1 protein-coding gene, 1 tRNA gene and 2 rRNA genes are annotated in these 6,083 nt (G+C 54.8%); all 4 read right to left on the reverse strand.

Features of this window, described 5'->3' with window-relative positions:
• Nucleotides 1–223: 223 nt before the first annotated feature.
• Nucleotides 224–300 (reverse strand) — tRNA-Met (locus Q0844_RS10260).
• A 91-nt stretch (nucleotides 301–391) separates the two neighbouring features.
• Entirely contained in the window at nucleotides 392–2,275 is a 1,884-nt protein-coding gene (locus Q0844_RS10265) for a calcineurin-like phosphoesterase C-terminal domain-containing protein (RefSeq protein ID WP_299044475.1), read from the reverse strand.
• Between the two features lie 314 nt (nucleotides 2,276–2,589).
• Nucleotides 2,590–2,704, reverse strand: a 5S ribosomal RNA gene (gene rrf / locus Q0844_RS10270).
• Between the two features lie 97 nt (nucleotides 2,705–2,801).
• Nucleotides 2,802–5,626 (reverse strand): 23S ribosomal RNA (locus Q0844_RS10275).
• Nucleotides 5,627–6,083: the final 457 nt, after the last annotated feature.

Genomic DNA, 6,083 nt, shown 5'->3' on the forward strand with positions numbered 1-6,083 from the left:
TAACAACCCTCCAATAACGCAACAGTCCCGAATGATGACCCCACTCGACCAGAAGCGACGGAAGCGCTGCGCGACCTCGTGTCAGACGTTCGGATGGTTCCCGATGACGGCAACAAACTTGGACATGTCATCGAGCTTTATGGGGAACTGGGATCGATCCTAGCTCTGGCCGATGATGGAAACGACAAACCCCGCCGTTTGACGGGCGGGGTGTCGGTACCAATGGTTGCGGGAGTAGGATTTGAACCTACGACCTTCAGGTTATGAGCCTGACGAGCTACCGGGCTGCTCCATCCCGCGCCATTTGGTTCGGGTGATGTACGCCGAGTCGCGGGGGACCGCAAGACCATCCCCCGCTTTTGCTGTCAGAAAAGCGTCATAAATCGCAGTGTTACTCCCAGAATTGCGCCTGCCATTCCAGGTTGGGCAATTCCTCAACAACTTCAAAGGCGATTGTCTCACGGTAAACGCGATCGTGGCGGTCAGTCACCGTGATTTCAACCGTGTGCGTGCCAACCGGCAGATCAGCGGGCATATCAAGCCGCCACAGGTGATGGCTGTTGTCGGTCAGCATCCAACCCTGAAACGGACCCGCTTCACCACGCCACGGGACGCCCTGCCACGTGGTGAACCCGGCAGTGTCATCCCCGCCATCCACAGACCGGGCTGCGACAGAGCCTTGCGTGGCCTGCTTGGCCAATGCCAGCGGGTCCGCATATTCAGGCCCACGCAGCTTTGCCTCGCCTGTGCCAGTTTGCGTGCGTGTCGCCTGCAATGGGTCCCCTCCGTTGATGCTGGCAAAGACAAGCGATGACGCAGACCCATTCCAGACATTGATCGTCAACCATGTGCCTTCGTCCAGATCGGCAGTGCTCAGCATCAGCATGTCGCCCAGATCACGTCGGATGACCGGGGGCTTTTGGTCAAACGATCTGGCGTAAAGCTGGCGATATGTCAGCAGGCGGTCAGCCCATTCGCGAAAACGCGGGGTGTTGAAGGATGCGTGAAACTGGTCGTCCGCATGGGTGTGAAAGGTGCGGTACGTGTCGACAAAGTCAGGACCATCAAAGGCAAGTTCGTAGAACCCACGCGGGCTGCCCAAACGTTGGGTGCTGTGCGGCACACCTTGTGCGTTCAGGTCTCCGGCCCACCAACTGCCCGACAATCCACCGGTGACAATCTGATGGAACGGCGCGGGACCAACATGCGTATGCTCTTCCCACCCTTCAAAGTGCTCGCCTTTCTCAATGTTTTCAGTGGTATGCGTGTGACCTGCCAGCCCGAGGACAGGGCGGTCGCCCAGCACTGCGACCAGTTCGTCCAGGTTGTCGGTCTGGTGTTTGGCAGCTGTGTTGTCGGTAAATGTCTGAAACGGGATATGGGCTGTCAGAACAATCAGCTTGTCTTGAGGCACGTTGGCCAGGTCATTCTCCAGCCACTCAAGCTGCCGCCCCGTGATCACACCGTTATACGTGTGATTTGCATCCGTGGCACAGAATGGATGCGGATCAACGCCGTTGCAAGGATAGCGGACGTTGTCGAGGCCCACGAAATGGACGTCCCCGATGTCGAACGAATAGTATTCAGGGCCCCATTCGCGACGGAAGGTATCAAAGCTGTCCTTGTCATCTTCGGCATCAAAGTCGATGTCGTGATTGCCACCAACGAAATACTGTGGTGTTTGCCCGACCGCGATGATCGACTTGAAGCGGGGGTAAAGGGACAGATCATCACCCATGACATCGCCTGCAAAGATCAGGCATTCTGTTTCGCTCAGGTCCGCGGTGGCCAGCATTTGACCCGCCGTGTCCCGCACGTACCCGATCTCACGGTGGGTGTAGGCTTGGGCATCTCCGAACACGAGGCAGTTGAAGGTCGCGCCGGCCACATCTTCGATCAACGGGAAATTCACAGCCTGAGGCAAGGGGCCGGTGGGGTCGATACCGCCAAACCGCAGATCAGGGGATCCTTCCTCCTTATGAATGTAGGCGAATTGCGGCACCATGTCCGCGCTGACGGGCGTAAGGTATCCTGCGGGTTTCGTGACCATCAGGTTCATGTCTGCATAAGCCGGCAATTCATATGTACCGTCTTCGGCGGTCAGCACCACTTCACGTCCGTTGGACACCTGCACACCGGGCAAACCTTGTTCACCTGCATCCAGAACAGAGTTGCGATTGGCATCGAGGAATACAGTGCCGCGCGCCATGTCCGCACCGTCTCCGTCGCCGCGCACGGTTTCTACGCTTCCAATGTAAGTTGGGTCTTTGGCCAAGCCAGCTGTTGCAAACAGACACAGGCCCGCCGTCGTCAAAATTCGTCTCATGGGAACCCCCAAATGTGTTGAGAGTTCAACCATCAGCCAGTGTTGTGACGCCATCTCAACCCGCGCGTGAATTTTACACGACGACTGTGTGACAGGCGATTCAGCGCTGATCTCGGCTAGTGGGATAAGCGGAAAAAGGGGGAAGTAGCGCCCCGGTCACGCTGTGGCAGTGCGCACAGTGCTGCAAGACACAAAAAAACCGCCCCAGGGGGCGGCATATTTTTGGAACATCGTAGGAGAGACACGTTCAGAGGGCTTTTTAGGTTTGGCAGTGACCTACTCTCCCACGCCTTAAGACGCAGTACCATCGGCGCAACAGCACTTAACGGCCGGGTTCGGGATGGGACCGGGTGTTTTGCTTGCGCTATGACCACCAAACCGAAAAAGCCCTCTGAAAATCAACAAATGTAGTCCAAGTCGCGTACGACTGTGATGTGTATGCTTTCGATCCATCGAAGTCTTGCTTCTACTGGATCAAATCAAGCCTATCGGACAATTAGTACCAGTCAACTGAACGCATTACTGCGCTTACATCTCTGGCCTATCGACGTGGTGGTCTACCACGGTCCTCAGGGATACCTTGTTTTGAGGGGGGCTTCCCGCTTAGATGCCTTCAGCGGTTATCCTGTCCGATCATAGCTACCCAGCACTGCCGTTGGCACGACAACTGGTCCACCAGTGGATCGTTCACCCCGGTCCTCTCGTACTAGGGGCAACTCCTCTCAAGTATCCTACACCCACGGAAGATAGGGACCGAACTGTCTCACGACGTTCTAAACCCAGCTCACGTACCTCTTTAAACGGCGAACAGCCGTACCCTTGGGACCTGCTCCAGCCCCAGGATGAGATGAGCCGACATCGAGGTGCCAAACACTGCCGTCGATATGGACTCTTGGGCAGTATCAGCCTGTTATCCCCGGCGTACCTTTTATCCGTTGAGCGATGGCCCTTCCACTCGGGACCACCGGATCACTATGGCCGTCTTTCGACTCTGCTCGACTTGTCAGTCTCGCAGTCAGGCTGGCTTCTGCCATTGCACTCAACGAGCGATTTCCGACCGCTCTGAGCCAACCTTCGCGCGCCTCCGTTACGCTTTAGGAGGCGACCGCCCCAGTCAAACTACCCGCCACACAGGGTCCCGGATCCGGATAACGGACCGCGGTTAGACATCAAGCAATGCAAGGGTGGTATCTCAAGGGAGGCTCCACAAAGACTAGCGTCTCTGCTTCAAAGCCCACCACCTATCCTGCACATGCATGGCCTGATGCCAATGTGAAGCTGTAGTAAAGGTGCACGGGGTCTTTCCGTCTAACCGCGGGAAACCTGCATCTTGACAGGTAATTCAATTTCGCTGAGTCGATGTTGGAGACAGCGGGGAAGTCGTTACGCCATTCGTGCAGGTCGGAACTTACCCGACAAGGAATTTCGCTACCTTAGGACCGTTATAGTTACGGCCGCCGTTTACCTGGGCTTCAATTCAAGGCTCTCACCTCTCCTTTTAACCTTCAGGCACCGGGCAGGCGTCAGACCCTATACGTCGTCTTGCGACTTCGCAGAGCCCTGTGTTTTTAATAAACAGTCGCCACCCCCTGGTTTGTGCCCCCAGCCCCTAGTTGCCTAGGAACCGGGCCTCCTTCTCGCGAACTTACGGAGGTATTTTGCCGAGTTCCTTCAACATCGTTCTCTCAAGCGCCTTGGTATGCTCTACCAGTCCACCTGTGTCGGTTTAGGGTACGATCTAATGGAGGGCTATTTCCAGGGACTGATTAGCGGCCCACCCAATCCGATAAGGGTGAACAACCTTCACAATCCGTCACATCCTCCTGGCCCAGGAATATTAACCTGGTTCCCATCGACTACGCCTTTCGGCCTCGCCTTAGGGGTCGGCTTACCCTGCTCAGATTAGCTTTAAGCAGGAACCCTTGGACTTTCGGCGAGAGTGTCTCTCACACTCTTTGTCGCTACTCATGTCATCATTCTCACTAGTGATCTCTCCACCGGATCGCTCACGCGCCGGCTTCACAGAAAGCTCCTTGTGTCCAATCCGCCCGAAGACGGTAAGGACACATGGAACTATGTCACACTACGCTCTGCTACCATGCCTTACGGCATCCTAAGCTTCGGCTCATGGCTTGAGCCCCGTTACATCTTCGCCGCAGGACAACTTATTTAGACCAGTGAGCTGTTACGCTATCTTTAAAGGATGGCTGCTTCTAAGCCAACCTCCTGGTTGTTTTGGTCGTCCCACTTGCTTTCCCACTTAGCCATGAATTGGGGGCCTTAGCTGTAGGTCAGGGTTGTTTCCCTCTCCACGACGGACGTTAGCATTCGCCGTGTGTCTGCCATCTAGTACTCCCGGGTATTCGGAGTTTGGTTAGGATCAGTAAGCCTGTGGGGCCCCATTACCCATCCAGTGCTCTACCCCCCGGGGTATTCGGATGACGCTCTACCTAAATAGATTTCGCAGAGAACCAGCTATCTCCGAGTTTGATTGGCCTTTCACCCCTAGGCACAACTCATCCCGACCTTTTTCAACAGGTGTGGGTTCGGCCCTCCAGTAAGTGTTACCTTACCTTCAGCCTGGTCATGCCTAGATCACTCGGTTTCGGGTCTGATCCACCTAACTCGACGCCCTATTAAGACTCGCTTTCGCTGCGCCTACACCTAACGGCTTAAGCTTGCTAGATAGACCAAGTCGATGACCCATTATACAAAAGGTACGCTGTCAGGCCGCAAGGGCCCTCCAACTGATTGTAGGCGTTCGGTTTCAGGTACTGTTTCACTCCCCTCGTCGGGGTGCTTTTCACCTTTCCCTCACGGTACTGGTTCACTATCGGTCAGTAAGGAGTACTTAGCCTTCGAAGGTGGTCCTCCGATCTTCAGACAGAATTTCACGTGTTCCGCCCTACTTAATACGTCCAATCATGCTTCCTATACGGGGCTGTCACCCGCTATGGCCGACCTTTCCAGGTCGTTCTAGTCACATTCATGGCTCGGCTGGTCCCCGTTCGCTCGCCGCTACTAGGGGAGTATCAATTGATTTCCTTTCCTCCGGGTACTTAGATGTTTCAGTTCCCCGGGTTTGCTCTTTAAGACCTATGTATTCAGTCCTAAAGTACCTGGTTCAGCGACATATTGATTGCTTGCGCAACAATATGAAACTGTCAGGTGGGTTGCCCCATTCAGAGATCCATGGATCAAAGCTTATTCTCAGCTCCTCATGGCTTATCGCAGAGTATCACGTCTTTCATCGCCTCTTACTGCCAAGGCATTCACCAAACGCCCTTCTCGCGCTTGATTTGATCCAGAAAAAGAAAGACTTGCGTCTTCGATGGCTCAGAAGCTGGAACAACTGGGCCGCATTTTCTGGTCAAAAGCATACTTTCCCTGATCCCTTTGATGTCGGTCGAAGGGATCGGTGCGTGCCCGTGCGGACACGCGGGTTAGTGTACTTGACTTGGACAACTCTGTTCGTTTCAGCGCGGGATACGTCAAGACGGGCGAGGAAGCACCCGATCAAGTCGCCTTCCATCTCCTTGTTGCCAAGGTCATGGAACCACACTGAGATCAGACCCACACTCGGGCGATCAAACAGTGTTGATTGTTACATTGAGATTGCTCCCAACGTAACTTGTATCTCTCTGTACGATGTCAATTCGATCGACTGTGTCGATCTATGCGTCAGCGTATCCGTAAGGATGCGCGTCTGCTCGTCCGGATCGGACGAGTAAAAGCGCTGCAGCGCTCTTACTGATCT

Source organism: uncultured Tateyamaria sp., assembly GCF_947503465.1.
In the GTDB taxonomy this organism is placed as follows: domain Bacteria; phylum Pseudomonadota; class Alphaproteobacteria; order Rhodobacterales; family Rhodobacteraceae; genus Tateyamaria.